At 65.5% G+C, this 25,737-nt stretch carries 26 protein-coding genes; 17 read left to right on the top strand and 9 right to left on the bottom strand.

Annotation, left to right across the window (positions count from 1 at the left end; translation table 11 throughout):
• Nucleotides 1–85 precede the first annotated feature (85 nt).
• Both FAS41_RS15105 and FAS41_RS15100 read right to left on the bottom strand, forming a co-directional pair.
• Nucleotides 86–1,309, bottom strand: coding sequence for a CaiB/BaiF CoA transferase family protein (locus FAS41_RS15105; protein WP_138523591.1), 1,224 nt, complete (start codon nucleotides 1,307–1,309; stop codon nucleotides 86–88).
• Between the two features lie 135 nt (nucleotides 1,310–1,444).
• Nucleotides 1,445–2,626 (bottom strand): acyl-CoA dehydrogenase, encoded by a 1,182-nt coding sequence (locus tag FAS41_RS15100; protein ID WP_138523589.1) that lies wholly within the window; start codon nucleotides 2,624–2,626, stop codon nucleotides 1,445–1,447.
• 229 nt (nucleotides 2,627–2,855) lie between these two features.
• Here FAS41_RS15100 and gcvA point away from each other — a divergent pair, with 229 nt between their 5' ends.
• From gcvA to FAS41_RS15075, 5 genes are all read left to right on the top strand, one after another.
• Entirely contained in the window at nucleotides 2,856–3,764 is a 909-nt protein-coding gene (gcvA, locus tag FAS41_RS15095) for a transcriptional regulator GcvA (RefSeq protein WP_138523587.1), read from the top strand.
• Between the two features lie 105 nt (nucleotides 3,765–3,869).
• Nucleotides 3,870–4,277 carry an acyl-CoA thioesterase gene (locus FAS41_RS15090; RefSeq protein ID WP_138213907.1) on the top strand — a complete coding sequence of 136 codons (408 nt, stop codon included), beginning with the start codon at nucleotides 3,870–3,872 and terminating at the stop codon, nucleotides 4,275–4,277.
• Between the two features lie 195 nt (nucleotides 4,278–4,472).
• Nucleotides 4,473–5,480: an ABC transporter substrate-binding protein gene (locus FAS41_RS15085; protein WP_138523585.1), complete on the top strand. Its 1,008-nt coding sequence runs from the start codon at nucleotides 4,473–4,475 to the stop codon at nucleotides 5,478–5,480.
• 67 nt (nucleotides 5,481–5,547) lie between these two features.
• Nucleotides 5,548–6,354 carry an ABC transporter permease gene (locus tag FAS41_RS15080; RefSeq protein ID WP_138523583.1) on the top strand — a complete coding sequence of 269 codons (807 nt, stop codon included), beginning with the start codon at nucleotides 5,548–5,550 and terminating at the stop codon, nucleotides 6,352–6,354.
• Nucleotides 6,354–7,130 carry an ABC transporter ATP-binding protein gene (locus tag FAS41_RS15075; protein WP_138523581.1) on the top strand — a complete coding sequence of 259 codons (777 nt, stop codon included), beginning with the start codon at nucleotides 6,354–6,356 and terminating at the stop codon, nucleotides 7,128–7,130. Before FAS41_RS15080 ends, FAS41_RS15075 begins: the two co-directional genes overlap by 1 nt.
• A gap of 13 nt (nucleotides 7,131–7,143) precedes the next feature.
• Here FAS41_RS15075 and FAS41_RS15070 read toward each other — a convergent pair whose 3' ends face one another.
• Together FAS41_RS15070 and FAS41_RS15065 are read right to left on the bottom strand one after the other, a co-directional pair.
• A complete protein-coding gene (locus tag FAS41_RS15070; protein ID WP_138523578.1) occupies nucleotides 7,144–8,127 on the bottom strand; it encodes a TPM domain-containing protein in 984 nt (327 codons plus the stop codon).
• Nucleotides 8,124–8,738 (bottom strand): LemA family protein, encoded by a 615-nt coding sequence (locus tag FAS41_RS15065; protein WP_138523576.1) that lies wholly within the window; start codon nucleotides 8,736–8,738, stop codon nucleotides 8,124–8,126. The genes FAS41_RS15070 and FAS41_RS15065 overlap by 4 nt, the downstream gene beginning before the upstream one ends.
• A gap of 146 nt (nucleotides 8,739–8,884) precedes the next feature.
• Between FAS41_RS15065 and FAS41_RS15060 the strand changes: the two genes are divergently transcribed.
• The 3 genes from FAS41_RS15060 (at nucleotide 8,885) to FAS41_RS15050 (ending at nucleotide 10,814) form a co-directional block, all read left to right on the top strand.
• On the top strand, nucleotides 8,885–9,715 hold the full coding sequence (locus tag FAS41_RS15060) for an EamA family transporter (protein ID WP_138523574.1): 831 nt from the start codon (nucleotides 8,885–8,887) through the stop codon (nucleotides 9,713–9,715).
• Between the two features lie 100 nt (nucleotides 9,716–9,815).
• Complete coding sequence (locus tag FAS41_RS15055; RefSeq protein ID WP_138523572.1) at nucleotides 9,816–10,202, top strand: MAPEG family protein; 387 nt, start codon at nucleotides 9,816–9,818, stop codon at nucleotides 10,200–10,202.
• 144 nt (nucleotides 10,203–10,346) lie between these two features.
• Complete coding sequence (locus FAS41_RS15050) at nucleotides 10,347–10,814, top strand: c-type cytochrome (protein ID WP_138523570.1); 468 nt, start codon at nucleotides 10,347–10,349, stop codon at nucleotides 10,812–10,814.
• Between the two features lie 93 nt (nucleotides 10,815–10,907).
• On the opposite strand, the gene FAS41_RS15045 is transcribed toward FAS41_RS15050, so the two are convergent.
• Nucleotides 10,908–11,306, bottom strand: a complete 399-nt coding sequence (locus FAS41_RS15045) for a DUF1090 domain-containing protein (protein ID WP_138523568.1) — start codon at nucleotides 11,304–11,306, stop codon at nucleotides 10,908–10,910.
• Between the two features lie 164 nt (nucleotides 11,307–11,470).
• Here FAS41_RS15045 and FAS41_RS15040 point away from each other — a divergent pair, with 164 nt between their 5' ends.
• On the top strand, nucleotides 11,471–12,469 hold the full coding sequence (locus FAS41_RS15040; RefSeq protein WP_138523566.1) for a CE1 family esterase: 999 nt from the start codon (nucleotides 11,471–11,473) through the stop codon (nucleotides 12,467–12,469).
• Here FAS41_RS15040 and FAS41_RS15035 read toward each other — a convergent pair.
• Nucleotides 12,466–13,212, bottom strand: a complete 747-nt coding sequence (locus FAS41_RS15035) for a metallophosphoesterase (protein ID WP_138523564.1) — start codon at nucleotides 13,210–13,212, stop codon at nucleotides 12,466–12,468. The two genes, FAS41_RS15040 and FAS41_RS15035, sit on opposite strands and share 4 nt — an antisense overlap.
• A gap of 171 nt (nucleotides 13,213–13,383) precedes the next feature.
• Between FAS41_RS15035 and FAS41_RS15030 the strand changes: the two genes are divergently transcribed.
• Nucleotides 13,384–14,688 (top strand): ferredoxin reductase family protein, encoded by a 1,305-nt coding sequence (locus tag FAS41_RS15030; RefSeq protein WP_138523562.1) that lies wholly within the window; start codon nucleotides 13,384–13,386, stop codon nucleotides 14,686–14,688.
• Nucleotides 14,689–14,693: 5 nt separating this feature from the next.
• On the opposite strand, the gene ligB is transcribed toward FAS41_RS15030, so the two are convergent.
• The 3 genes from ligB to FAS41_RS15015 form a co-directional block, all read right to left on the bottom strand.
• Nucleotides 14,694–16,361, bottom strand: a complete 1,668-nt coding sequence (gene ligB / locus FAS41_RS15025) for an NAD-dependent DNA ligase LigB (RefSeq protein WP_138523560.1) — start codon at nucleotides 16,359–16,361, stop codon at nucleotides 14,694–14,696.
• 148 nt (nucleotides 16,362–16,509) lie between these two features.
• The gene (gene metK / locus FAS41_RS15020; RefSeq protein ID WP_081515406.1) at nucleotides 16,510–17,700 is read right to left on the bottom strand and encodes a methionine adenosyltransferase; all 1,191 of its coding nucleotides are present in this window, start codon (nucleotides 17,698–17,700) and stop codon (nucleotides 16,510–16,512) included.
• 17 nt (nucleotides 17,701–17,717) lie between these two features.
• Entirely contained in the window at nucleotides 17,718–18,719 is a 1,002-nt protein-coding gene (locus tag FAS41_RS15015) for an ArsR/SmtB family transcription factor (RefSeq protein ID WP_138523558.1), read from the bottom strand.
• Nucleotides 18,720–18,943: 224 nt separating this feature from the next.
• On the opposite strand from FAS41_RS15015, the gene tkt reads away from it, so the two are divergent.
• The 7 genes from tkt (at nucleotide 18,944) to FAS41_RS14980 (ending at nucleotide 25,707) form a co-directional block, all read left to right on the top strand.
• The gene (gene tkt, locus FAS41_RS15010; protein ID WP_138523556.1) at nucleotides 18,944–20,941 is read left to right on the top strand and encodes a transketolase; all 1,998 of its coding nucleotides are present in this window, start codon (nucleotides 18,944–18,946) and stop codon (nucleotides 20,939–20,941) included.
• A gap of 59 nt (nucleotides 20,942–21,000) precedes the next feature.
• Entirely contained in the window at nucleotides 21,001–22,047 is a 1,047-nt protein-coding gene (gene epd, locus FAS41_RS15005) for an erythrose-4-phosphate dehydrogenase (protein WP_138523553.1), read from the top strand.
• A gap of 28 nt (nucleotides 22,048–22,075) precedes the next feature.
• Nucleotides 22,076–23,239 (top strand): phosphoglycerate kinase, encoded by a 1,164-nt coding sequence (locus FAS41_RS15000; RefSeq protein ID WP_138523551.1) that lies wholly within the window; start codon nucleotides 22,076–22,078, stop codon nucleotides 23,237–23,239.
• Nucleotides 23,240–23,327: 88 nt separating this feature from the next.
• The gene (locus tag FAS41_RS14995; RefSeq protein ID WP_138523549.1) at nucleotides 23,328–23,522 is read left to right on the top strand and encodes a hypothetical protein; all 195 of its coding nucleotides are present in this window, start codon (nucleotides 23,328–23,330) and stop codon (nucleotides 23,520–23,522) included.
• Between the two features lie 142 nt (nucleotides 23,523–23,664).
• A complete protein-coding gene (locus tag FAS41_RS14990) occupies nucleotides 23,665–24,000 on the top strand; it encodes an MliC family protein (protein WP_138523547.1) in 336 nt (111 codons plus the stop codon).
• A gap of 120 nt (nucleotides 24,001–24,120) precedes the next feature.
• Nucleotides 24,121–25,185, top strand: a complete 1,065-nt coding sequence (gene fba / locus FAS41_RS14985; protein ID WP_138523545.1) for a class II fructose-bisphosphate aldolase — start codon at nucleotides 24,121–24,123, stop codon at nucleotides 25,183–25,185.
• Between the two features lie 108 nt (nucleotides 25,186–25,293).
• The gene (locus tag FAS41_RS14980; RefSeq protein ID WP_138523543.1) at nucleotides 25,294–25,707 is read left to right on the top strand and encodes a hypothetical protein; all 414 of its coding nucleotides are present in this window, start codon (nucleotides 25,294–25,296) and stop codon (nucleotides 25,705–25,707) included.
• Nucleotides 25,708–25,737: the final 30 nt, after the last annotated feature.

Below are 25,737 nucleotides of genomic sequence, written 5' to 3'. Positions count from 1 at the left end.
CCAGGGGCCGTGAAAACCCTGGCGCGGGCGTCGTTTCGGGGATCGTCGTGCACCCGCAGGGCACGGGTGCCGGTTGTCAGGAGGTTTAGATCACGCCGCCTTCACGCAGCTTACCGATGGCCGCCAGGTCCAGCCCCAGCACGCCTTCGAGGATTTCCTGCGTGTGCTGGCCGAGGGTCGGCGGGGCGTTGCGGTATTCCACGGGCGTCTCGGACAGGCGGATCGGGCTGGCCACCTGCGGCACACTACCGGCCAGCGGGTGCGGCAGGTCCACGCGCAGGCCGCGGGCGATCACCTGCGGGTCGGCGAACACCTGTGCCAGGTCGTTGATCGGGCCGCAGGGCACGCTGGCTTGTTCCAGTACGGCGATCCACTCGGCGGTGGTGCGCATCACGGTGGACTGGCGGATCAGCGGGATCAGCACCTCGCGGTGCGCCACGCGCGCCTTGTTCGTCGAGAAGCGCTCATCGGTGGCCCACTCCGGGTGGCCCGCCAGTTCGGCGAACTTGCGGAACTGGCCGTCGTTGCCGACGGTGAGGATGAAATCGCCATCGGCGGTCGGGAAGTCCTGGTACGGCACGATGTTCGGGTGCGCATTGCCCAGGCGACGCGGCGGGTTGCCGGTGGTCAGGTAGTTCAGGGTCTGGTTGGCCAGGCAGGCGACCTGCACGTCCAGCAGCGCCATGTCGATGTGCTGGCCGATGCCGCTGACATCGCGGTGGGCGAGGGCGGCGAGGATCGCGGTGGAGGAGTACAGGCCGGTGAGGATGTCGGTCAGCGCCACGCCGACCTTCACCGGGCCGGCGCCTTCCTCGGCGTCGGAGCGCCCGGTCAGGCTCATCAGGCCGCCCAGGCCCTGGATCATGAAGTCGTAACCGGCGCGCTTGGCGTAGGGGCCGAACTGGCCGAAGCCGGTGATCGAGCAGTAGATCAGCTTCGGGTTGAGTGCTTTCAGCGACTCGTAGTCCAGGCCATAGGCTTTCAGGCCGCCGACCTTGAAGTTCTCCAGCACGATGTCGGCCTTGGCGGCGAGCTCGCGCACCAGGCGCTGGCCTTCGGGCTGGGTGAAGTCGATGGTCAGGGACTTCTTGTTGCGGTTCGCCGACAGGTAATACGCCGCTTCGCTGGTGTCGCGGCCATCGCTGTCCTTGAGGAATGGCGGGCCCCAGGCGCGGGTGTCGTCGCCGCTGCCGGGACGCTCGATCTTGATCACTTCCGCGCCGAGGTCGGCGAGGATCTGCCCAGCCCAGGGGCCGGCGAGAACGCGGGAGAGGTCGAGGACACGGATGTGCGAAAGGGCGCCGGACATGCAATCACCTGCAGCTTGAATAGGGGCGGGGAGGACGCGGTGCGGGGACTCCACGGTCCTCCCCGGGGCCTCTCGGGCGAGAGGTAAAACGGGCGCCGACCTGCCCTCCAGTGGGAGCGGGCCGACGCGAGGCGCTTAGAAGAACGCCTGGATGCCGGTCTGGGCGCGACCGAGGATCAGCGCGTGGACGTCGTGGGTACCTTCGTAGGTGTTCACCACTTCCAGGTTGACCAGGTGGCGGGCCACGCCGAACTCGTCGGAGATGCCGTTGCCGCCGAGCATGTCGCGGGCCAGGCGGGCGATGTCCAGGGCCTTGCCGCAGCTGTTGCGCTTCATGATCGAGGTGATTTCGACGGCGGCGGTGCCTTCGTCCTTCATCCGGCCCAGGCGCAGGCAGCCTTGCAGGGCGAGGGTGATGTCGGTCTGCATGTCAGCCAGCTTCTTCTGGATCAGCTGGTTGGCAGCCAGCGGGCGGCCGAACTGCTTGCGGTCCAGGGTGTACTGGCGAGCGGTGTGCCAGCAGGCTTCGGCGGCACCCAGGGCACCCCAGGAAATGCCGTAGCGAGCGGAGTTCAGGCAGGTGAACGGACCACGCAGGCCGCGCACGTCGGGGAAGGCGTTTTCTTCCGGGCAGAACACGTTGTTCATCACGATCTCGCCGGTGATCGAGGCGCGCAGGCCGACCTTGCCGTGGATCGCCGGGGCGGACAGGCCTTCCCAGCCTTTTTCGAGGACGAAGCCGCGGATCTGGCCTTCGTCATCCTTGGCCCAGACCACGAAAACGTCGGCGATCGGGCTGTTGGTGATCCACATCTTGGCGCCGGTCAGGCGGTAGCCGCCGTCGACTTTCTTGGCGCGGGTGATCATCGAGCCCGGGTCGGAGCCGTGGTCCGGCTCGGTCAGGCCGAAGCAGCCGATGTATTCGCCGCTGGCCAGTCTCGGCAGGTACTTCTGCTTGGTGGCTTCGTTGCCGAATTCGTTGATCGGCACCATCACCAGGGAGGACTGCACGCTCATCATCGAGCGGTAGCCGGAGTCGATGCGCTCGACTTCACGGGCGATCAGGCCGTAGCACACGTAGTTCAGGCCGCTGCCGCCGTATTGTTCGGGGATGGTGGCGCCGAGCAGGCCGGTTTCGCCCATCTCGCGGAAGATCGCCGGGTCGGTCTGCTCATGGCGGAAGGCTTCCAGCACGCGCGGGGCCAGCTTGTCCTGGGCGAACTGCTGGGCGCTGTCACGCACCATGCGCTCTTCTTCGGTGAGTTGCTGATCCAGCAGCAGCGGATCTTCCCAGTTGAAGCTTGCTTTGGTCGCCATGGAGAAACCTCTAACGCAGACAGTGAATGACCCGCACAAGTCTAGGCGGGCTCGGTGTGGGCCATCCTAGTCAGCCGTCGGGAAGCCGGGCAACCGACTAATTCGCACGCTGTTGTGCTATTTTGTCACTCCGTAATTGTGGATTTGACGCATTTCTCCGCATGAATGGCCTCTATATCAGGCGTTCCTGGCGAATTCTGCGCATCACGATATTCCGAAGAGGCATTCGATGCGACGCAAGATACCGACCACCGCGGCGCTGGTCGCCTTCGAATCGGCGGCCCGCCACGAAAGCTTCACCAAGGCCGCCGACGAGCTGTCGCTGACCCAGAGCGCGATCTGCCGGCAGATCGCCACGCTGGAGGAGTTCCTCGGCGTCGAGCTGTTTCGCCGCTCGCGGCGCGGGGTGAAGCTGACCGAAGCGGGGCTCAACTACAGCCGTCGCGTCGCTCAACGGCTGGACGCCGTGGAGCGCGACACCCTGGCGGTGATGGGCCAGCAGGGTGGCGGCACGCTGGAGCTGGCGGTGGTGCCGACCTTCGCGACCCAGTGGCTGCTGCCGCGGCTGAAGGACTTCAAGCGCCTTCACCCGGAAGTGACGGTCAACCTGACCAACCGCACCCGGCCCTTCCTCTTCGCCGACACCGAATTCGACGCCGCGCTGTATTTTGGCGATGGGGTTTGGTCCGGCACGGTGGCCAACTTCCTCATGCACGAGAACCCGGTGCCGGTTTGCAGCCCCGAGCTGCTGGGCGGCCGCCGGGAGCTGTCGGCCGCGCAGATCGCCGAGCTGCCGCTGATGCAACAGACCACCCGACCCTACGCCTGGCGCCAGTGGTTCGGCTCGCTGGGCATGAGTGTGGCGCACGACATGAGCGGTACGCGCTACGAGCTGTTCTCCATGCTCGCCCAGGCGGCCATGCATGGCATGGGGGTGGCACTGATCCCGCCGATGCTGATCCAGCAGGAGCTGGCCGACGGCAGGCTGATCGTGCCGATGCAACATGCCTATTTGAGCGAAAATGCCTATTACCTGATGATTCCCGAACGCAAGGTGGAATCGGCGACCCTGGGAGCCTTCCGCGACTGGCTGGTGGATGAAGCCGCGCGATACCGCGCCGAAGCTGGCCTTGGCTGAGCCAGGGCAGGGTGGGCAGCGGCAGTCCGAGCCAGACTTGCATAGCCGGTGGGGCTTTCCCCGTCATCGCGCTCACGAGGCGCAACCTCCCAAGAAGGAGCTTTCATGAATTTCCATACCCGCAAATGGGTCAAGCCTGAAGACCTCAACCCGAACGGTACCCTGTTCGGCGGTAGCCTTCTGAAGTGGATCGACGAAGAAGCGGCGATCTACGCCATCGTCCAGCTGGGCAACCAGCGTGTGGTCACCAAGTTCATCTCCGAGATCAACTTCGTCAGCTCCGCGCGCCAGGGCGACATCATCGAACTGGGCATTACCGCCACCGAGTTCGGTCGCACCTCGATCACCCTGAGCTGCGAAGTGCGCAACAAGATCACCCGCAAGAGCATTCTCACGGTCGACAAGATGGTCTTCGTCAACATCGGCCCGGACGGTCAGCCGGCACCGCATGGTCGCACCGAGATCCTCTACATCAAGGATCAGTTCAAGGACGACGCCATTCCCCAGCCCTGATGGCTGATTCGCCAGGGTGATTGCCAGCGTGCCCGGAGCCAAGCCGATCCGCGGCGAAAACCTTTGCATTTGCGTCGATTGAATGTGAGCCTTTGCCCGCCCACGGCGGGCATGGGCCGACGCAAGCTCCCCGCCGATCCAGCAGCGCTTCATTCGCCAGGAATGCAGCTGCAAAACAATGACCGGGGAGAGACCATGCACACCACCTTCGCATCCGCACTGCGCCAACTGGCCGTGGCCACCTGCGCCAGCCTGCTGCTGGCCGGCGCCGCGCACGCCGCCGCGATCAAGGCTGACACCAAGCCCGAGGCCGGCACCTTCAAGATGGGCATGCAGCCCTGGCTGGGCTACGGCCAGTGGTACGTCGCCGAACAGGCCGGCGCCTTCAAGGCCAATGGCCTGGAGCAGGTCGAGCTGGTCAACTTCACCGAAGACAAGGACATGAACGCCGCCCTGGCCAGCGGTCAGATCGATGGCGGCAACCTCGCCACCCACACTGCCATGGCCATGGTCGCCGCCGGCCTGCCGGTGAAGATCGTCCTGCTGCTGGACCAGAGCACCAGCGCCGACGCGCTGATCGTCGACCCGTCGATCAAGACCCTGACCGACCTCAAGGGCAAGCAGGTTGCCTATGAAGAAGGCACCACCAGCGACATCCTCCTGCACAGCGCCCTGCGCAAGGCTGGTCTGACCATCGCCGACGTGCAGCCGGTGCCGATGCCCGCCGCCAACGCCGGCAGCGCGCTGATCGCCGGGCAAGTGCCGGCCGCGGTGACCTACGAGCCTTACCTGTCCGCCGCCAAGCAGCAGAACCCCAAGGTCAACCTGCTGTACAAGGGCTCGGATGATCCGGGCATCATCAGCGACGTATTCGTGGTCCGCGACGAAGTGCTGAAGGAGCGTCCCGGCCAGGTGCTGGCGCTGATCAAGAGCTGGGAAGCCGGTCTGAAGCACTACAACGAGAAGGGCGCCGAAGGTCGCGCCGCCATCGCCAAGGGTGTGGGGGCCGACGAGTCCGAGCTGACCAGCGCCTTCGACGGCGTGCACTTCTACTCGGTGAAAGAAAACCAGGCCGAGCTGAAGGGCGCCTTCCAGAAAGGCTCGTTCGAGCACATCCAGAAGGCCGCCAGCGAAGCCGGCATCCTGCAGCAGCCGGTCACCCCGGCGCAGGCCATCGACGCGCGTTTCGTCGAGGCACTCTGATCCTCTGATACACCCCGCGCGCCGGCCCTGAGCCGGCCCGCGTCTTTCTCCGTTCGACGAGCCCGACATGAAAGCCCGCAAATCCAACCCGCTGTTCACCATCGGCAAGCCGATCGCGCAGCGCCATTTCCTGCTCATCGGCGGCGCCGTGTTCGTCCTGCTGGCGCTGCTCTGGTGGCTGGCCGGGGCGAGCGGCGCGGTACCGAAAATCTTCCTTCCCGCGCCCGGCGACGTCTGGGCACGCATGCTCAAGCTGGCCGCCGACGGTACCTTGTGGTCGGACCTGAAGGTCAGCGTGTACCGCATCGCCGTGGCCTTTGTGGTGTCCTCGGCGATGTCCATCGTGATCGGCGTGTTCGCCGGTTGCTACGGCTTCTGGAAGGCCGCGACCGAGCCGCTGGTGGACTTCGTGCGCTATATGCCGGTAGTCGCCTTCGTCCCGCTGACCATCCTCTGGGCCGGCACCAGCGACTTCCAGAAATTCCTCATTATCTGGATCGGTACCTTTTTCCAGCAGGTGCTGATGGTGATGGACGCGATCAAGCGCGTGCCGGCGGATTTCGTCGGCCTCGGCCGAACGCTCGGCATGCCGGATCGCCGCATTCTCCTGAAGATCGTCCTGCCCAGCGCGTTGCCGGGCATCTGGGATGCGCTGCGGATCAGTCTTGGCTGGGCCTGGACCTGGCTGGTACTGGCCGAGCTGGTGGCCGCGACCTCGGGCCTGGGCTACCGCATCACCGTGTCCCAGCGCTTCTTCCAGACCGACACCATCATCGGCTACATCCTCCTGCTCGGCTTCCTCGGGCTGGTCACCGACCAGGCCATGCGTGCCGGCGAGAAGGTCCTGTTCCGTTACAACCGGAGGCGCAGCTGATGGCGACCTTGGAAATCACCGGCCTGAACAAGAGCTTCGCGGTCGGCAAGGAGCGCCGCGAGGTGCTGCGCAACATCGACCTGACCCTGGCGGACAACGAGTTCGTCTCCATCGTCGGCACTTCGGGCTGCGGCAAGAGCACGCTGCTGTCCATCGCTGCCGGCCTGGAGGAGTTCGACAGTGGCAGCGTGCGGGTCGACGGCGTACCGATCACCGGGCCGGGCCTGGACCGTGGGGTGGTGTTCCAGTCCTATACCTTGTTGCCCTGGCTCACGGCGCGGCAGAACGTCGAGTTCGCGCTCAAGGCCGCCGGCCTGTCCCGCGCACAATGCCGCGAGATCGCCGACGAGCACCTGGAGCTGGTGAAGCTGACGAAATTCGCCGAGGCTTATCCGAACGAACTGTCCGGCGGGATGAAGCAGCGCGTGGCGATTGCCCGCGCGCTGTCCTACCGGCCGAAGATCCTGCTGATGGACGAGCCTTTCGGTGCGCTGGACGCCATGACCCGCCACCAGATGCAGGAACTGCTGACGCGCATCTGGGAAACCCATCGACTGACGGTGATGTTCGTCACCCACGACGTGGAAGAGGCGGTCTACCTGTCCGACCGCATCGTGGTGATGGGCCTGGGGCCGGGGCGGATCAAGACCACCTTCGACGTAAAGCTCGGCCGCCCGCGCCACGAGGACATGGCCGCCAGCGCCGAGTTCATCGAGCTGCAGCGCCAGGTGCTGCGCTCGATCCGCGAGGAAGAACAGGGCGTCGCCGCCCTGTAATTCTCAGCGGGAGTTACCAGCGGCCGGAGGCACCGCCGCCGCCGCTGGAGCCACCGCCACCACGAAAGCCGCCACCCCCTCCACCGCCACCACGACCACCCCGGCCGATGGAGCTGAGGATGCTCATCAGCAGTTGCAGCACGCCCATGGTCAGCCACATCGGCGGCAGGAAGAAGATGTACAGCACCAGCGGGATCGAAAAGGCGCCGATCATCTGTTGTTGCAGCGCCGCGGGGTTTGCTTCGCTCAACAGCAATACGCCGGAGGCTGCGGCGCCTACTACCGCGCTGCACAGCAGGTAACGGCCCATGCTGCGCTGGCGCATCCAGGACATCGGCAGCAGCATGCCCAGTAGTGGCACACCGATCAGCAGGCCAAGCATCGCAGCCAGGCGGGTGGGCGGGATTTCCTCGACGCTGCTGGCGTTCTGGTTCGAGTAGGTGTCGCTGTAGTTCTCCGCCGGGCCGGTGCGCGGCAGCTCGTCGTCGGGACTGTCCGGAGTGGCAGCGTTGACCGGCGGCTCGATCAGTGCGATCAGGCTGTTCACGCCGGCCTGGATGCCGCCGGGGAAGTCGCCTTTCTGGAAGGAGGGAACGATCTGCTCGCGGATGATCCGTCCGGCCTGCACGTCGGTGATGGTGCCTTCCAGCCCGTAGCCGACCTCGATACGCAGGGTACGGTCGTTCTTGGCGACCACCAGCAGCACGCCGTCATCTACGCCCTTGCGGCCCAGCTTCCACTGCTCGAAAGCGCGTACCGCGTAGTCCTCGATGCTGTCCTCGCCGGTGCTGGGAACCAGCAGCACGGCCAGCTGCGCGCCCTTGCGCTGCTCCAGGCCGGCGAGCTGGCTTTCCAGCTGCGCGCGCTGGCCCGCATCGAGGGTCTGGGTGAGGTCGGTGACGCGGGCGCTGAGCGGCGGGATGGCGACCGGCGCGGCTTGCAGCAGGGCCGCCCAGCACAGCAGCAGGGCGGCCAGCAGCCAGCGCGGCAGGGTCATTGCGCGGGCTGCGCCGGCGCGTTGCCGAAGTCCACTTTAGGCGCGGTGGAAATGGCGGCTTCGTTCTCGACGCTGAAGTTGGCCTTGGGCTTGTAGCCGAAGATCTTCGCGGTGATCACCTGCGGGAACTGGCGAATCATCACGTTGTACTCCTGCACGGCCTTCACGTAGCGGCCACGGGCGACGGTGATGCGGTTCTCGGTGCCTTCGAGCTGGGTCAGCAGGTCCTTGAACAGGCCGTCAGCCTTGAGCTGCGGGTAGTTTTCGGAGACCACCAGCAGGCGCGACAGCGCCGAGCTGAGCTGGCCCTGGGCCTGCTGGAAGCGCTGCATCGCTTCCGGATCGTCCAACTGGTCGGCGTTGATGGTGGTGCTGCCGACCTTGGCGCGTGCCTCGGTCACCTGGGTCAGCACGCTGGCCTCATGGGCAGCGTAGCCCTTCACGGTGCTGACCAGGTTGGGAATCAGGTCGGCGCGCCGCTGGTACTGGTTGAGCACTTCCGACCAGGCGGCCTTCACCCCTTCGTCGCCGGACTGCATGGCGTTGTAGCCGCAACCGGAGAGCAGGGTGACGAGGATATAAGCAGTCAGGAACTTGATCAGGCGTGGCATGGCAGGTGCTCGTGCAGGCGAAAAGGCCCAGTCTAGGCCAGTTCTGGCTGATCAGTCAGATGGAAATGTCCTAAACACTCGGTGCTTGCCGGCAGTGGGGGCGCTCGGGGTAGAATTGGACTGGTCTATACCAGGAGTTCGTTTTCGTGCTCGCCACTACCCTGGTGCTGCTGGCCGCCCTGCTGCACGCCACCTGGAACACCCTCGTCAAATTCAGCAACGACCGCCTGCTGGTGGTCGCCTGCATGGACATGGTCGGCCTGGCCGCTGCGCTGGTCGTGCTGCCCTGGATCGAGATTCCTCCCGCCGCCGTCTGGCCCTGGCTGCTGGCCGCCGTGTCGCTGCAGCTGGTCTACCGGGTGCTGCTGATCCAGGCCTACAAGGTTGGCGACCTCGGGTTGGTCTACCCGCTGATGCGCGGCCTGTCGCCCTTGGTGGTCTTGGCGCTGACCCTGACCTTCGGCGGCGAGCACCTGACGGACAAGCAGATTCTCGGCATCCTGCTGATCCCGGTCGGCATGCTGTTCCTGCTCAAGGGCGGCGGCGGTTCGAAGCTGCCGTGGATCGCCTATCCCACCGTGCTGCTGATGGGCCTGTGCATCGGCAGCTACACCTGGACCGACGGCAACGCGCTGAAGCTCTGGCCCAAGCCGCTGGATTATCTGGTCTGGCTCTCGCTGCTGTCCGGCTTGCCGTTCCCGCTGGTGGCGCTGTTCGGGCGGACGCGGGCCTTCGCCAAGTTCTGGATCAATGACTGGAAGCTGGGTCTGAGTGTTGGCTTCTGCGTGCTGCTCAGCTATGGGTTGGTGCTCTGGGCCATGCAACTGGGCTCCATCGCCGAGGCCGCCGCGTTGCGCGAAACCAGCGTGTTGCTGGTGGTGCTGTTCGGCATGCGCTTCCTCAAGGAACCCTTCGGCCTGCCGCGCCTGGCTGCTTGCAGCCTGGTACTGGCGGGCATGCTGGTGATGAAGCTCTGAGGATTGGCCCCGGCTACGGGGCAAGCCGCCAAGCCGGTCAAGGACGCGGTGTGCAGCCTTGATCTAAGCTGCGCGCTTTCCCCCTCGACGAGACTCCTCCATGCCCATTGCCTTCTGGTGCGTCCTGATCGCGATCTTCCTGCCCTACGTCGGCACCAGCATCGCCAAGTTCACCGGCGGCGGTTTCGGTCCCCGGCAGAACCACGACCCGCGTACCTTCCTCGCCACCCTGGAGGGCTACCGCAAGCGCGCCAATGCCTTCCAGATGAACAGCTTCGAGGTGACCCCGGCGTTCGCCGCGGCAGCGATCATCGCTTACGTGGTGAACAATGCCGAACCCGCCACCATCGACCGCCTGGCCATCGCCTGGGTCACCAGCCGGCTGCTCTACCTGATCTTCTACATCGCCGACCTGGCGCTGCTGCGCTCGCTGGTGTGGTTTGCCGGCATGGCGCTGATCATCGCGATCTTCGTCGTCTCGGCCTGACCTGAGCGCACCTGAACGGCAGCTGAACGAAAGGCACGGTGCTGCGGCGGATGGCCGCAGCGGCGGGCGGCCGGTCTGGATCATTCGGGGATCGGGGCGGATAATCCGGCGCTTCCGTGTCCAGCCGTCCTACAAGAGTCCCCCATGAAGTTGAAGACCCTGCTCGTTCTGCTGCTCGCCGGCACCGCGCTCGCCGGCTGCCATCGCCAGGACCCGAACTCACCGGAATACAAGCGCCAGGCGGTGTTCAAGGAGATGCTCAAGACCAGCGAAGACATGGGTGGCATGCTGCGCGGACGCATCCCCTTCGATGCGGACAAGTTCCGCGCGAACTCGACCAAGCTCGGCGAGCTGGCCGACAAGCCCTGGCAGTACTTCCCCACCACCCAGCCGCCGGCGGACCAGGTAGAAAGCGACGACACCCGCGCCAAGGCGGAAATCTGGCAGCGTCAGCTGGAGTTCCAGGCCGACGCCAAGACCTTCGAGCAGGCCGTCGGCACGCTGGGCGAGAACACCCGCAATGCTGCGCCGACTCCCGAGGGTGTGCGCAAGGACTTCGCCGCGGTGGAAGATGCCTGCGAAGCCTGCCACAAGAAATTCCGCGCGCTCTAAGCGCGCTTTTGTAGGAGCGGATCTTATCCGCGCAGCGCTCAGACCGAGCTGTCAGTCGGATCGCGGATAAGATCCGCTCCTACAGCGATACGCTTACTCCTCCAGCTCGCGCTTGGCCTGTTCCAGTTCGGTGCGAGCTTCGGCCAGCTTGTCCTTGCGCTTCTCGATCTTCTCCGCGTCACCCTTGCTCATTGCCTTGCGCAGGTCCTTCTCGCGCTGGGCGACTTCCTTCTCCGCCTCCAGCACGTTCTGCTTGCGCTCCTGCGTGAGGCTGGCGTCGGTGCAATAGGTTTTCACCTTCTCCAGGGCAGTTTGCAGGCCGGCGACGCGGTTGCCGTTGCCTTGCGCCTTGGCTTGTTCGAGCTGGGTTTCGATGGCGGCGCGCTTGGCGGCGCAGCCGGTCAGCGGTTGCTTGGCGGCATCGGCGGCAAACAGCGGGCTTGCACAGCCGAAGGCGAAAACGGCGGCCATCAGGGCAGAGCTTCGGAACATTTTCGGAGTCCTTGGTTACCAAACACTATGACGTTGGAGTCAACGGCTAGAGTTTGCCATGGACGGGCGGGCGAGGGGCTGCCCCAGGACAATTGCCCCCGCTCGATTGCCTCAGAAGACGGCCGGGACTCGCAAGGCCCGCCAGGCGGGCAAGGAGAGGCGGTATGCGGGTGGCGATGCGGATCGTGCAGGCACTCATCGCGCTGCTGGTGTTGGCGCTGCTGGTGGGCGGTTGGTGGTACGTGCCCGGTGAACTGAAGTCGCGACCGGCGCTGACCGGCAGCAGCGAGGATGCTTCGGTGCGCCAGGGCGAACGGCGCCGCAGTTATGTCCTTTACGTGCCGCAGAAACTGGCAGAGCGCCCGGCGCTACTGGTGGTGCTGCACAGCTCGCAGAGTAACGGCGAGCGCATGCGCCGCGACAGCGGCTATCGCTTCGACGCGCTGGCCGACCGTGATGGCTTCCTGGTGCTGTATCCCGATGGTTTCGAAGGGCACTGGAACGACTGTCGGCGGGCCGCTTCCTACAGCGCGCGGCGCCTGAACATCGACGATGTCGGCTTTCTCTCGCTGATGATCGACAGCCTGCGGCGCGAGCGCGGCGTCGACCCGGAGCGAGTGTTCGTCACTGGCTACTCCAATGGCGGGCAGATGGCGCTGCGCCTGGCTGCCGAGGCGCCGGACAAGGTCGACGGTGTCGCTGCCGTGGCTGCCAGCCTGCCGAGCACCGACAACGACGCCTGTCGTCCTGCTGAAGCGCCCAAGGCTGCGCTGTTGATGAATGGCACGCGGGACCCGATCAATCCCTATGCAGGTGGCCGGGTCACGCTGTTCGGCTTCGGTGACCGCGGCAATGTGCTCTCCGCCGAGGATTCTGCTCTCGCGCTGGCGCGGCGTAACGGTCAGGGCGGTGCGCCACAGGTGGACAAGCTGACCCAGCCCGGTCCGGTATGGACGCAGCGGCAACGTTGGGCAGACAGCGGCGGGCCGCCGGTTGAGCTGGTGACGGTGTTTGGTGGCGGGCACCTGATTTCGCAGCCGCTTTACCGGCCGCCACGCCTGCTCGGTCAGGTCGACCCGCAATTGGATGGACCTGCAGAGATCTGGCGTTTCTTCAGCGAGCTGTCACCCGGCGAACCGCCACATAGCGAGCCACCGTTCTAGAGTTCGATCACCCGACAGGGATCGAAACCGCTGTACTCACCGGGGTAGGCGCCGGGGTTGGCGACGATCCGCCCCCGGCCAACTCGATAATCCAGGCACTCGTGGACGTGCCCGTGAATCCATAGATCGCAGCGCTCGACCAGGCTTTCCAGGTTCGAGGCGAAGGCGGGTGACAGGGCGTCGCCGACGTAGTGCGAAGGAATCGAACGGGCGCTGGGCGCATGGTGCGTCACCACCACCGTCGGGCCTTGGAAGGGCTGGGCCAGCTCCGCATCTAGCCACTCGCAGCTGGCGCCATGCAGCGCTTGGCTCATCCGGGGTGTGAAGGGTTGGGTGAAGTAATCCACCGTATTGAAATCCGGCATCAGTAGCTGCGCCTGCTCGCAGGCCAGTTCCGACGCACTTTCGCCGTAGAGCTGGAAGTCCGTCCATAGCGTGGTGCCGAGGAAGCGGACACCGCTAAGGATCACCGAATCCTTTTCGAGGAAATGGATGTCCAGCGCACGGGCCAGGTTGCGCATGCTCTGAGTCAGCTCGGGCAGGTCGGAGTGATAGAACTCGTGATTGCCGGCGACGTAGATGATTTCACTGTCGGGGAATTCCTCGCGCGCCCAGTGCAGGCCTTGCAGGTGCTCGTGAATGTCTCCGGCCAGCACGATAACGTCCGCAGCGGCCTGCGGTAGTTCGCGGCGGCCGTCGGGGAAATGTTCGTGGTGGAGGTCGGAGAGGACTCGCAGGCGCATGTTACGACTTACTTGTAGGAATATGCCGAGCATATCGAAGGACGATGCTTTTGACATGGGTCATGGCATTGCCGATACCGGGCGAAAGTCCATACAGAATTAAGGGATGATTCAGAAGAATCCTTCAGCTTCCGCTTGGGCTCGCTGCTTTGGCGCCCCCAAGGAGGACTCATGAAACTCATCTGGATCGTACTGCTGGCCGTGACGGCCACCTTTGGTTTGGCGCTGGCCATTGACCCACCGGCGACGCTGGACATCTGGGTCCTGCGCAAGCAGGCCATTCTCTTCACGGGTGTCGCATCCTTCGCGCTGATGTCACTGATCATGCTGCTGGCGGTGCGCCCTGTCTGGCTGGAAAAGCCCCTCGACGGCCTCGACCGCATGTACCGCGCGCACAAATGGGCGGGCATCCTGGCCATCGTGCTGGGCCTGCTGCACTACCTGATGGAATTGGGCGGGCCGCTGCTCGCCGAGTTCATCGCCAAGCCGGCCAAGGGGCCGCGGGTGGAAACCTTCCTCGACGCGTTCCGCGGCTCGGCCAAGGACCTGGGCGAATGGTCGGCCTGGCTTTTGGCGGCGATGCTGGTCATCACCCTCTGGCAACGCTTCCCCTACCACCTGTGGCGCTATGTCCACAAAACCCTCGCGGTGGTCTACCTGGTGCTCGCCTTCCATGGCGTGGTGCTGGCGCCGGCGGGTTACTGGACTCAGCCAGTCGGCTGGCTCGTGGCGTTCTGCGCCGCCGTGGGCAGCCTCTGCGCGCTCTGGTCGCTCGCCGGGCAGATCGGCCGTCAGCGCACCCATGACGGCGTCGTGATAGCGCTCGAGCGCCCCGGCGAACGCATGCTGGAGGTGACCTGCAAGCTGCAGGGCCGTTGGCAGCATCGTGCCGGCCAGTTCGCCTTCCTCACCTGTAATCGCCTGGAGGGGCAGCATCCCTTCACCCTTTCCAGCGGCGACCAGGGCAATGGCGAGGTGCGCTTCAGCATCAAGGCGCTCGGGGACTACACACAGCGCCTTCAGGATGCCCTGAAGGTCGGTGATCCGGTGAAGGTGGAAGGGCCCTACGGCCGCTTCGATTTCCGTCGTGACAAGGGCGAGCGGCAGGTGTGGATCGCCGGAGGTATCGGCATCACGCCGTTCCTGGCTTGGCTCGAGTCGTTACAGGCGCGGCCGGATGACTGCCCGGAAGTGACACTGCTGTACTGCGTGCGTTCGCCGTCCGACGCGATCTACGCCGGTCGCCTGCGTGAGTTGTGCGCGAAATTGCCGCGCATCGATCTGCGCGTGCATTACAGCGAAAGCGAAGGCTACCTGCAGGCGGCCGACCTGGGCGTGAAACCCGGAGCGCAGGGGCGCTGGCCGAGCGTCTGGTTCTGCGGTCCGCAGGCGCTGGCCGAACTGCTGCGCCGTGACCTGCGCCGCCAGGGCATGCCGGGCAACCGCTTCCATCAGGAAGCCTTCCAGATGCGCTGAGGCGCTCAGAAGCCGGTGATACCGAGGTCGTGTAGCCGCTCCCGCAGTTGCACGACCTCCGGCGCCTTGAAGAAAGCCTCCAGCTGCATCGCACGGACCTTGCCGATGCCCGGTTGCTCCTGCCACTGCAAAGCGCCGCGGGCGGCCAGTGCGGACCAGTCTTCCCCCGCTGGATGAGCATTGGGGGAGGGCGCGCCGAGTGCGCGCAGCCAGGCGGTGAACGAGCGTTGGTGAGCCAGCTGGAACTGCTGGTGCAGGGTGGCGGCGCTGCGCTCGCCCAGGCCGGGCACCTGGCTCAATTGCTCTGGTGTCAGGGGCATCCAATCGAGCAGTCCTGTCAGCAGGCCGGCTTCGTGCAGGCGCCGCCAGGTACCTGGGCCGACGCCGGAAAGCCCCAGGCCATGCTTGCCGCCCAGCCAATCGAGTCGAGCGAGGAACTGTTCCTCGCAGCCCTCATCGGGCCTCCAGCAGGACAGGGCGTTGAACTGGTCGTCCGTGGGGGCAGCCATTTCGGGGCGAGTCGGCGAGCGCCAGACCACGCCGTCCAGGCGCGGGATGGTCAGCCCCGCGAGGGCAACGGCGACCTGATCACCGGGCCGGATATCGAGGCTGCGCCAGCGCTTGAGCGAGCCGGCGCCGACGCGCCGGATGGTCCTGCCATCCAGCTCCACGGGGGCGAGATGCAGCACCGGTGTCACCCGCCCGCTGCGGCCGACCTTGAACTCCACGCGCCGCACCTCGGCCAGTGCCTGTTGATGCGGGTACTTCCAGGCCACCGCCCAGCCCGGTGTCTGTGTGCTCCAGGCCTTGCCCGGCGGTCGGCGGCCCTGGCGGATGACGATGCCGTCGCTGGCGAAAGGCAGCGCCTGGCGATACCAGCGCTCGCGCCAGGCCTCTATATCCGGCAGGCCAGTAACCGCTTCGGTGAGCGCGGCGCTGTCGCCGAGTCCTAGTTGGCGCAGGCGCTCCAGGCGTTCGGGCATCTCCAGCGGCCCGTCCGGCAACTCCCAGACGAACAGGCCGATCTGCGCGCCCTCGTCATCCAGTTCCTTGCGCGCCATCAGTCCGGCAACCTTGCCGCGTGCGCCCATACCGCCGTTCCGCGCTTGCACATGCTGCGGCAGGCGCCAGTACAGCTCGCCTTGCAGTACCAGCTCACTGTTCGTGTCGGGCAATTCCTTGGGGATGGCGGCAATCCGCTGCGCATTGGCAGTCCAGTCCTGCCCGCGGGTGCCGTCGCCGCGGCTAATCGCCTGGGTGAACCGGCCGTTGCCGTAGATCAGCGTGACTGCCACGCCGTCGACCTTGGGCTGCACCCAGAGGTCGCTGCGGCGCGCCAGCCAGGTGCGCACGGCCGAGGCATTGGGAAGCTTGTCGAGTCCGGTATGCGCGAACGGGTGCCGCACCTCCCCGGCGCTGCTGGCCAGCGGCGCCTCGGGGGCGGCAGGGACTCGCGGGAAGCACGCCTGCCATTGCAGCAGGCGCTCGCGGGCCTGGTCGTAGAGTTCGTCGGCGACCGGCGACTGGCCGTCGCGGTGGTAGGCGTCATCCCACTGCTTCAGCTGTGCACGGAGCGCATCGATCTGCCGGAGTGCCTGCTCGGCCGGCCAGTCGGGGCAGGCCTTGGCGACGAGGGGAAGGCAAAGCAGGAAGGCGAGGGCAAGGCGAAGCATGGCTGGCGTCCGGGCGGCGGAAACTCGCAAGGCTAGGACTGGGAAGCGGTGCTCGACGCCGGGATGGGCGTGGATTCTTCGCGACGGTTTGTGGGAGCACGGAAACGAAAAAGCCCCGCCGAGGCGGGGCTTTTCCTGCTACCGGGTCTTACAGGCCGGCGGCGTCACGCAGGGCGGCAGCCTTGTCGGTGCGCTCCCAGGTGAAGGCGGTGAAGGTGTCGTCACCGTAGGTCATTTCGAACGGGTTGCGACCGAAGTGGCCGTAGGCCGCGGTCGGCTGGTACATCGGGTGCAGCAGGTCGAGCATCTTGGTGATCGCGTACGGACGCAGGTCGAAATGCTCGCGGACCAGCTGGATGATCTTGTCATCGCTGATCTTGCCGGTGCCGAAGGTGTTGATCGAGATGGAGGTTGGCTGGGCCACGCCGATGGCGTAGGACACCTGGATCTCGCAACGCTCGGCCAGGCCAGCGGCAACGATGTTCTTCGCCACGTAGCGGCCGGCGTAGGCAGCCGAACGGTCGACCTTGGACGGGTCCTTGCCGGAGAACGCGCCGCCGCCGTGACGGGCCATGCCACCGTAGGAGTCGACGATGATCTTGCGGCCGGTCAGGCCGCAGTCGCCCACCGGGCCGCCGATCACGAAATTGCCGGTCGGGTTGATGTGGAACTGGGTGTCCTTGTGCAGCAGTTCGGCCGGCAGCACCTGCTTGATGATCAGCTCCATCACGCCTTCGCGCAGGTCCTTGTAGCTGACCTCCGGGTTGTGCTGGGTGGACAGGACGATGGCGTCGATACCGACGACCTTGCCGCCTTCGTAGCGGCAGGTGACCTGGGACTTGGCGTCCGGGCGCAGCCACGGCAGCAGGCCGGATTTGCGGGCCTCGGCCTGGCGCTCCACGAGACGGTGGGAGAAGCAGATCGGGGCGGGCATCAGCACGTCGGTTTCGTTGCTGGCGTAGCCGAACATCAGGCCCTGGTCGCCAGCGCCCTGGTCTTCCGGCTTGGCGCGGTCGACGCCTTGGTTGATGTCCACCGACTGCTTGCCGATGATGTTCAGCACGCCGCAGGTGGCACCGTCGAAGCCGACGTCGGAACTGTTGTAGCCGATGTCGATGATGACCTTGCGCACCAGGTCTTCCAGGTCGACCCAGGCGGAGGTGGTGACTTCGCCGGCGATGATCGCGACACCGGTCTTCACCAGGGTTTCGCAGGCCACGCGGGCGTATTTGTCCTTGGCGATGATGGCGTCGAGCACCGCATCGGAAATCTGGTCCGCGATCTTGTCGGGATGACCTTCGGAGACGGATTCAGAGGTGAAAACTGAGTATTCGCTCATCTAACGGTTCCTATCTTTTACCGGTGGGTGAGGACGCTTCGTGAATCCGGTTTGGCGAAGTGCCGTACCTGGATCTGAAAGCCATTACGTAAACCGATGTACACACTTTCGCCGGACGCGAGCCCGGCGGCATCGGCCCAATGGGCCAGGTCTTCCTGTTCGAACCCCAGCCAGAGATCACCACAGGCCTCGCGGGCCCAGCTCTGGTCGTGGCTGCAGAGTTCGGTCACCAGCAGGCTGCCACCGGGTTTTACCAGGTGCGCCAGCTGCTTCACGGCCTCCGCCGGTGCGGCGAAGTGATGCAGCACCATGTTCAGCACCACGCAGTCCGCCGCGTCGTCGACATCCTGCAGGGCGTCGCCCAGCCGCAGCCGGACGTTGTTCAAACCTTCGCTGGCGCAACGTTGTCGCGCCATCTCGAGCATGGTCTCGCTGTTGTCCAGCGCCGTGACCTGATCGAAACGCCGGGCCAGCTCGGGGAGGAATCCGCCGTCGCCGGGGCCGACTTCCAGCGCCGTGGCGCCGGGGGCAAAGCTCAGTGCATCGAGCAATGCCAGCACGCTTTCGCGGTATTGCGGCAGTCCTGCGATCAGGTCCTGGGTCGCCTGGAACTTCTCCGCGCTGCGCGCGAAGTAGTCCCGGCTCACGGCGGCACGCTGGGCGTGCACGCCATCGACGCGGGCACTGACGTCATCGGCCAGTGCCAGTTCGTCCACTTCTTCGAGTAACGCGCCGTGCAACGTGCCGCCCAGGCTTTCGCTCTGGGGCAGGGCGCGGCGATAGAAAATCGCGTTGCCTTCGCGGCGGGTGGCCACCAGGCCAGCCTGGGCCAGCACCTTCAGGTGGTGGCTCATGCCCGATTGGCGGACGCCGAAGATGTGCGCCAGCTCCAGTACGCCGAACGAATCGTTGGCCAGCACCCGCAGGACGTTCAGCCGCAGCGGATCGCCGCCGGCCTTGCACAGGGCAGCCAGCTGGTCGCAATCGTCGTGGCGGATTTCGGGCAGGCGCAGACTCATAGGTCGCGCAGTCTAGTCGTGGCTTTCGGGGTGGGCAATAGCTGTATCAAAAAGTTTTGATATTGGCGGATGAGTGGTTTTTGACCAGGTGGACGGTCTGTGCGTGTGCCTTGCATCAGGCATCTGCTGATCTGTCATTGCCCCGCAGGGCCTGGCTGGGCGAAAATACCGGCCTTTTTTCATTCCCTTCGATCTTTCGAAGCAGCCCCGCAGGAGATTCAGCGATGCCCAGCCGTCGTGAGCGAGCCAACGCCATCCGCGCACTGAGCATGGACGCCGTGCAGAAAGCCAACAGCGGCCATCCCGGCGCCCCCATGGGCATGGCGGATATCGCTGAAGTCCTCTGGCGCGACTACCTCAAGCACAACCCGAGCAACCCGCAGTGGGCTGACCGCGACCGCTTCGTGCTGTCCAACGGTCATGGCTCGATGCTGATCTACTCGCTGCTGCACCTCACCGGTTACGACGTCACCGTCGATGACCTGAAGAACTTCCGCCAGATGCACTCGCGTACCCCGGGCCATCCGGAATACGGCTACACCGCTGGCGTCGAGACCACCACCGGCCCGCTGGGCCAGGGCATCGCCAACGCCGTGGGCATGGCGCTGGCCGAGAAGGTGCTGGCCGCACAGTTCAACCGCGACGGCCACAGCATCGTCGACCACTACACCTACGCCTTCCTGGGCGACGGCTGCATGATGGAGGGCATCTCCCATGAAGTCGCCTCGCTGGCCGGCACCCTGCGCCTGAACAAGCTGGTCGCCTTCTATGACGACAACGGCATTTCCATTGATGGTGAAGTCCACGGCTGGTTCACCGACGACACCCCCAAGCGCTTCGAAGCCTACGGCTGGCAGGTGATCCGCAACGTCGACGGGCATGACGCCGGCGAGATCAAGACCGCCATCGAGACCGCCCGCAAGAGCGACGTGCCAACCCTGATCTGCTGCAAGACCATCATCGGCTTCGGCTCGCCGAACAAGCAGGGCAAGGAAGAAAGCCACGGCGCTGCTCTGGGCGTCGACGAAGTGGCCGCCACCCGCGCCGCACTGGGCTGGAACCACGCGCCGTTCGAAGTCCCGGCCGACATCTACGCCGAGTGGAGCGCCAAGGACACCGGCGCCACCCGCGAAGCCGAGTGGAACAAGCGCTTCGCCGCCTACCAGGCCGCACACCCGGAACTGGCCGCCGAGTTCGAGCGCCGCGTTGCTGGTGAGCTGCCGGCCGATTTCGCCGAGAAGGCCGCCGCCTACGTCGCCGACGTCGCGCTGAAAGGCGAGACCATCGCCAGCCGCAAGGCCAGCCAGAACGCCCTGAACGCCTTCGGCCCGCTGCTGCCGGAACTGCTGGGCGGCTCCGCCGACCTCGCCGGCTCCAACCTGACCCTGTGGAAAGGCTGCAAGGGCGTGAGTGCCGACGACGCCAACGGCAACTACCTGTTCTACGGCGTACGCGAGTTCGGCATGAGCGCCATCATGAACGGCGTGGCCCTGCACGGCGGCTTCATTCCCTACGGCGCGACCTTCCTGATCTTCATGGAATACGCCCGCAATGCGGTGCGCATGTCCGCCCTGATGAAGCAGCGCGTGCTGTACGTGTTCACCCACGACTCCATCGGTCTGGGCGAAGACGGCCCGACCCACCAGCCGATCGAGCAGCTGGCCAGTCTGCGCCTGACCCCGAACCTGGACACCTGGCGCCCGGCCGATGCCGTAGAGTCCGCGGTGGCCTGGAAGTACGCCATCGAGCGCGCCGACGGCCCGTCTGCGCTGATCTTCAGCCGCCAGAACCTGCCGCACCAGCCGCGCGACGCCGCCCAACTGGCCGACGTGGCCCGTGGTGCCTACGTGCTGAAGGATTGCGACGGCGAGCCGGAACTGATCCTGATCGCCACCGGCTCCGAAGTCGGCCTGGCCGTCCAGGCGTTCGACAAGCTCAGCGCCGAAGGCCGCAAGGTACGCGTGGTCTCCATGCCGTCCACCAGCGTCTTCGACCAGCAGGACGCCGGCTACAAGCAGGCCGTACTGCCGGTCCAGGTGGCTGCGCGTATCGCCATCGAAGCTGCCCACGCCGACTACTGGTACAAGTACGTTGGCCTGGAAGGCCGCGTGATCGGCATGACCACCTTCGGTGAGTCGGCCCCGGCCCCGGCGCTGTTCGAGCACTTCGGCTTCACCGTCGAGAACGTGCTGGAAGTCGCCGCCGAGCTGCTCGAGGCCTGACGAGCGCCTGAACCTGCCGGGGCGCATCACGCCCCGGCAGCGATCACCTAGGGATAACAATGTCCAAGCGCCCTTACCGAGTTGCCCTCAACGGCTATGGCCGTATCGGCCGCTGCGTGTTCCGTGCCCTGCACGAGCGCGGCGCCAAGGCTGATTTCTCCATCGTCGCGCTGAACGACCTGGCGGACCTGGCCAGCCTGGAATACCTCACCCGCTTCGACTCCACCCACGGCCGCTTCCCCGGCGAGGTGAGCGTGGCCGACGGCTGCCTGCATGTCGGCGGCGACTGTGTGAAGGTATTCCGCGAAGCCGAGCCCGAGGCCATCGACTGGCGCGCCCTGGACATCGACCTGGTGCTGGAATGCTCGGGTGTCTACAACACCCGCGCTGACGGCGAGCGCTTCCTCGGCGCCGGAGCGCCGCGGGTGCTGTTCTCCCAACCGATGGCCAGCGAGGCGGACATCGATGCCACCGTGGTCTTCGGCATCAACCAGCAGGGCCTCTCCGGCGCCGAGACGCTGGTATCCAACGCGTCCTGCACCACCAACTGCAGCGTGCCGTTGCTCAAGTTGCTGAACGAGGCCGTGGGCATCGAGTACGTCTCGATCACCACCATCCACTCGGCGATGAACGACCAGCCGGTGATCGACGCCTACCACCACGAAGACCTGCGCCGCACGCGCTCGGCCTTCCAGTCGGTGATCCCGGTGTCCACGGGGCTGGCGCGTGGCATCGAGCGCCTGCTGCCGGAACTCGCCGGGCGAATCCAGGCCAAAGCCATTCGGGTGCCGACAGTGAACGTCTCGGCCCTGGACATCACCCTGCAGGTCTCCCGCGATACCTCCGCCGAAGAGATCAACCGCGTGCTGCGCCAGGCCGCCACCGAAGGCCCGCTGAAAGGCCTGCTGGCGTACACCGAGTTGCCCCACGCCAGCTGCGATTTCAATCACGACCCGCACTCGGCCATCGTCGATGGCAGCCAGACCCGCGTTTCCGGCCCCCGCCTGGTGAACGTGCTGGCCTGGTTCGACAACGAGTGGGGGTTCGCCAACCGCATGCTCGACACCGCAGGGCACTTCCTGCAGGTCGCTGCTACCGAACGTTAATCAAACAGCCCCAACAGGACTGACTGTCATGACCGTGTTGAAGATGACCGACCTCGACCTCCAAGGTAAGCGCGTGCTGATCCGCGAAGACCTCAACGTTCCGGTGAAGGACGGTGTGGTCAAGAGCGACGCGCGCATCCTGGCCTCGCTGCCGACCATCAAGCTGGCCCTGGAGAAGGGCGCGGCGGTGATGGTCTGCTCGCACCTGGGCCGCCCGACCGAAGGTGAGTACTCCGAAGAGAACAGCCTGCAGCCGGTTGCCGACTACCTGTCCAAGGCTCTGGGCCGCGCCGTGCCGTTGGTCAAGGACTACCTGGGCGGCGTCGACGTGAAGCCGGGTGAAGTCGTGCTGTTCGAGAACGTGCGCTTCAACAAGGGCGAGAAGAAGAACGCCGACGAGCTGGCCCAGCAATACGCCGCCCTGTGCGACGTGTTCGTCATGGACGCCTTTGGCACCGCCCACCGCGCCGAGGGTTCCACCCACGGCGTGGCCAAGTTCGCCAAGGTTGCCGCCGCTGGCCCGCTGCTGGCCGCCGAGCTGGAAGCGCTGGGCAAGGCCCTGGGCAACCCGGCGCGCCCGATGGCCGCCATCGTTGCCGGTTCCAAGGTCTCCACCAAGCTCGACGTGCTCAACAGCCTGGCGCTGATCTGCGACCAGCTGATCGTCGGCGGCGGCATCGCCAACACCTTCCTCGCCGCGGCCGGCCACAAGGTCGGTAAATCGCTGTACGAGGCCGACCTGGTCGACACCGCCAAGGCCATCGCCGCCAAGGTCAGCGTGCCGCTGCCGGTGGACGTGGTGGTTGCCAAGGAGTTCGCCGAGACCGCCGTCGCCACCGTCAAGGACATCGCTGACGTGGCCGACGACGACATGATCCTGGACATCGGTCCGAAGACCGCCGCCCAGTTCGCTGAGCTGCTGAAAACCTCCAAGACCATCCTGTGGAACGGTCCGGTGGGCGTATTCGAGTTCGACCAGTTCGGCGAAGGCACCAAGACCCTGGCCAAGGCCATCGCCGAAGGCTCCGCCTTCAGCATCGCCGGCGGTGGCGATACCCTGGCGGCTATCGACAAGTACGGCATCGGCGAGCAGATCTCCTACATTTCCACCGGTGGTGGCGCCTTCCTCGAGTTCGTCGAGGGCAAGGTCCTGCCGGCCGTGGAAGTGCTGGAGCAGCGCGCCAAGGCCTGATCCTGGCGACACTGCCGGGCGACAGTAAAGCAAACCTCTGCGGCATCCCCGGGTCAGAAGCCTTGTGTGGATGCCAAGGAGAACGGTCATGCGAGCTGTCACCCCTCTGCTGTCGTTTTGCCTCGTGCTGGTCGGCTGTGCCGGAAGCGGTGGAGCCCCCAGCACCTGTGAAGTGATGAGCCCGCCCTCGGTCATGGTGCCTTCGGACCAGAACCGCGAACGGGTGGAAAGCCAGAGCAGCGGCGATCCGACGCCTGACCAGAAACCGGTGAATTGCCCCTGAGGCAACGCCCTGGCGGCAGGGATCACGGTCTGACAGTGCCGCCCGCGCCCTGGCGCAGGCGGCACTGGCGTTCCTGCGACGGGACGGGCAATCTGGCGCATTGGATATCCGGCGGCGCGTCCGCCCGAAGGAGAGTCGCCCGATGCTGCGTTATCTCGTCCCGGCCCTGGCGCTTTCGCTGGTGGCGGGTTGTTCCAGTCACTCGACGGGCGGAAAATTCGCTGCGCAGGGCGGTTGGAACCAGTGGGTCTGCGACAGTGAGGCTGAGGTACGGTGGCGCTACGTCGACCCCAGCAAGTCGGTCGTCGACCTGAAGCTGGGTGAGGATGACGTGGTTCATCACCTGGAAGAGGAACCCGGCGGCTCCGGCGCTTTCTATAGCGACGGGCTGATCGGCTTGAGCATCAAAGGCGACCAGGGCCTGGTCTACTGGGTCGAGAGCAACGACCTGATCGGTCGTGGTTGCAAGGCGCGCTGAGCGCCGATTGTCCGGCACGCGCCGGAAGACTTGAACACGGCCTGCCCCTGCGGCAGGCTTCCAAACATGTAGTTAAGGGGCTCGTGTAACCGAGCCTGACTTCTGGGAGAAGCGAAGACCATGGCACTCATCAGCATGCGCCAAATGCTGGACCACGCCGCCGAGTTCGGCTACGGCGTTCCGGCTTTCAACGTCAACAACCTGGAGCAGATGCGCGCCATCATGGAAGCGGCCGACAAGACCGATTCCCCGGTGATCGTGCAGGCCTCCGCCGGTGCCCGCAAATACGCCGGCGCGCCCTTCCTGCGCCACCTGATCCTCGCCGCCATCGAAGAGTTCCCGCACATTCCGGTGTGCATGCACCAGGACCACGGCACCAGCCCTGACGTCTGCCAGCGCTCCATCCAGCTGGGCTTCTCCTCCGTCATGATGGACGGCTCGCTGAAGGAAGACGGCAAGACCCCGGCCGACTACGAGTACAACGTCCGTGTCACCCAGCAGACCGTTGCCTTCGCCCACGCCTGTGGCGTGTCCGTGGAAGGCGAGCTGGGTTGCCTGGGCTCCCTGGAAACCGGCATGGCTGGTGAGGAAGACGGCGTTGGCGCCGAAGGCGTACTGGATCACAGCCAACTGCTGACCGACCCGGAAGAGGCCGCTGACTTCGTCAAGAAGACCCAGGTCGATGCCCTGGCCATTGCCATCGGCACCAGCCATGGTGCCTACAAGTTCACCAAGCCGCCGACCGGCGACGTGCTGTCCATCGAGCGCATCAAGGAAATCCACAAGCGCATCCCCAACACCCACCTGGTGATGCACGGCTCCTCCTCGGTGCCGCAAGAGTGGCTGAAGGTGATCAACGAGTTCGGCGGCGACATCAAGGAAACCTACGGCGTGCCGGTCGAGGAAATCGTTGAAGGCATCAAGCACGGCGTGCGTAAGGTCAATATCGACACCGACCTGCGCCTGGCTTCCACCGGTGCCATTCGCCGCATGATGGCCGAGCAGCCGAGTGAGTTCGACCCGCGCAAGTTCTTCGCCCAGACCATCGTCGCCATGCGCGATATCTGCATCGCTCGCTACGAAGCCTTCGGCACCGCTGGCCATGCCTCGAAGATCAAGCCGATCTCCCTGGAAGGCATGTTCCAGCGTTACGCCAAGGGTGAACTGGTGTCGAAGGTCAACTGATTCCGAGCCCGGTTCCCGCTTTCGCTCTCTCTCTGTTTCTGAAGAGCAGAAGAGCTGAAGAGCCCCGCCCTGCGGGGCTCTTTCGTATCCGCCAGAAGGAAAACGCCGATGCTGCGTGCCTTGCTTTGCGTCCTGCTGCTGACGTTCCTCGCCGGCTGTTCACTGCGCCAGGCCGCGCCTGTCGCGCCGTCACCCAAGCCTCCGGTGGACCTGCCGGCGGACGCGCAGAACTGCCTGACTCACCAGGAGTGTACGCTCAAGACCTCGCGCACCCTGCTGTTCGTCTTCGATTATGCCGAGGCGGGCGCAGCCCTGGTGGAGAACGAGAACCGCGTACTGAGCACGCCGGAAAAGGCTCCGAAGCAGGGCTGGCCGGCTATCCGTATCCAGCTGGCCGATCCGGATGGTGGCCGCTTCGAGTTCTCCAGCAAATGCCGACAGAAGCGCTGTCGTATCAAGGACTCGCGCCTGCTCAGCTGCTACCGTAGCTATCTTGATGGAAAGACCTGCCGGTTCCGCTGAGCGCTGATGCTTGGGCCGGGCCGGCTCTGG

The sequence above is a fragment of the Pseudomonas nicosulfuronedens genome (assembly GCF_005877905.1).
Classification (GTDB): Bacteria; Pseudomonadota; Gammaproteobacteria; order Pseudomonadales; family Pseudomonadaceae; genus Pseudomonas; species Pseudomonas nicosulfuronedens.
The sequence above is the reverse complement of the archived record's forward strand: the minus strand, read 5'-3'. Positions and strand labels throughout refer to the sequence as shown.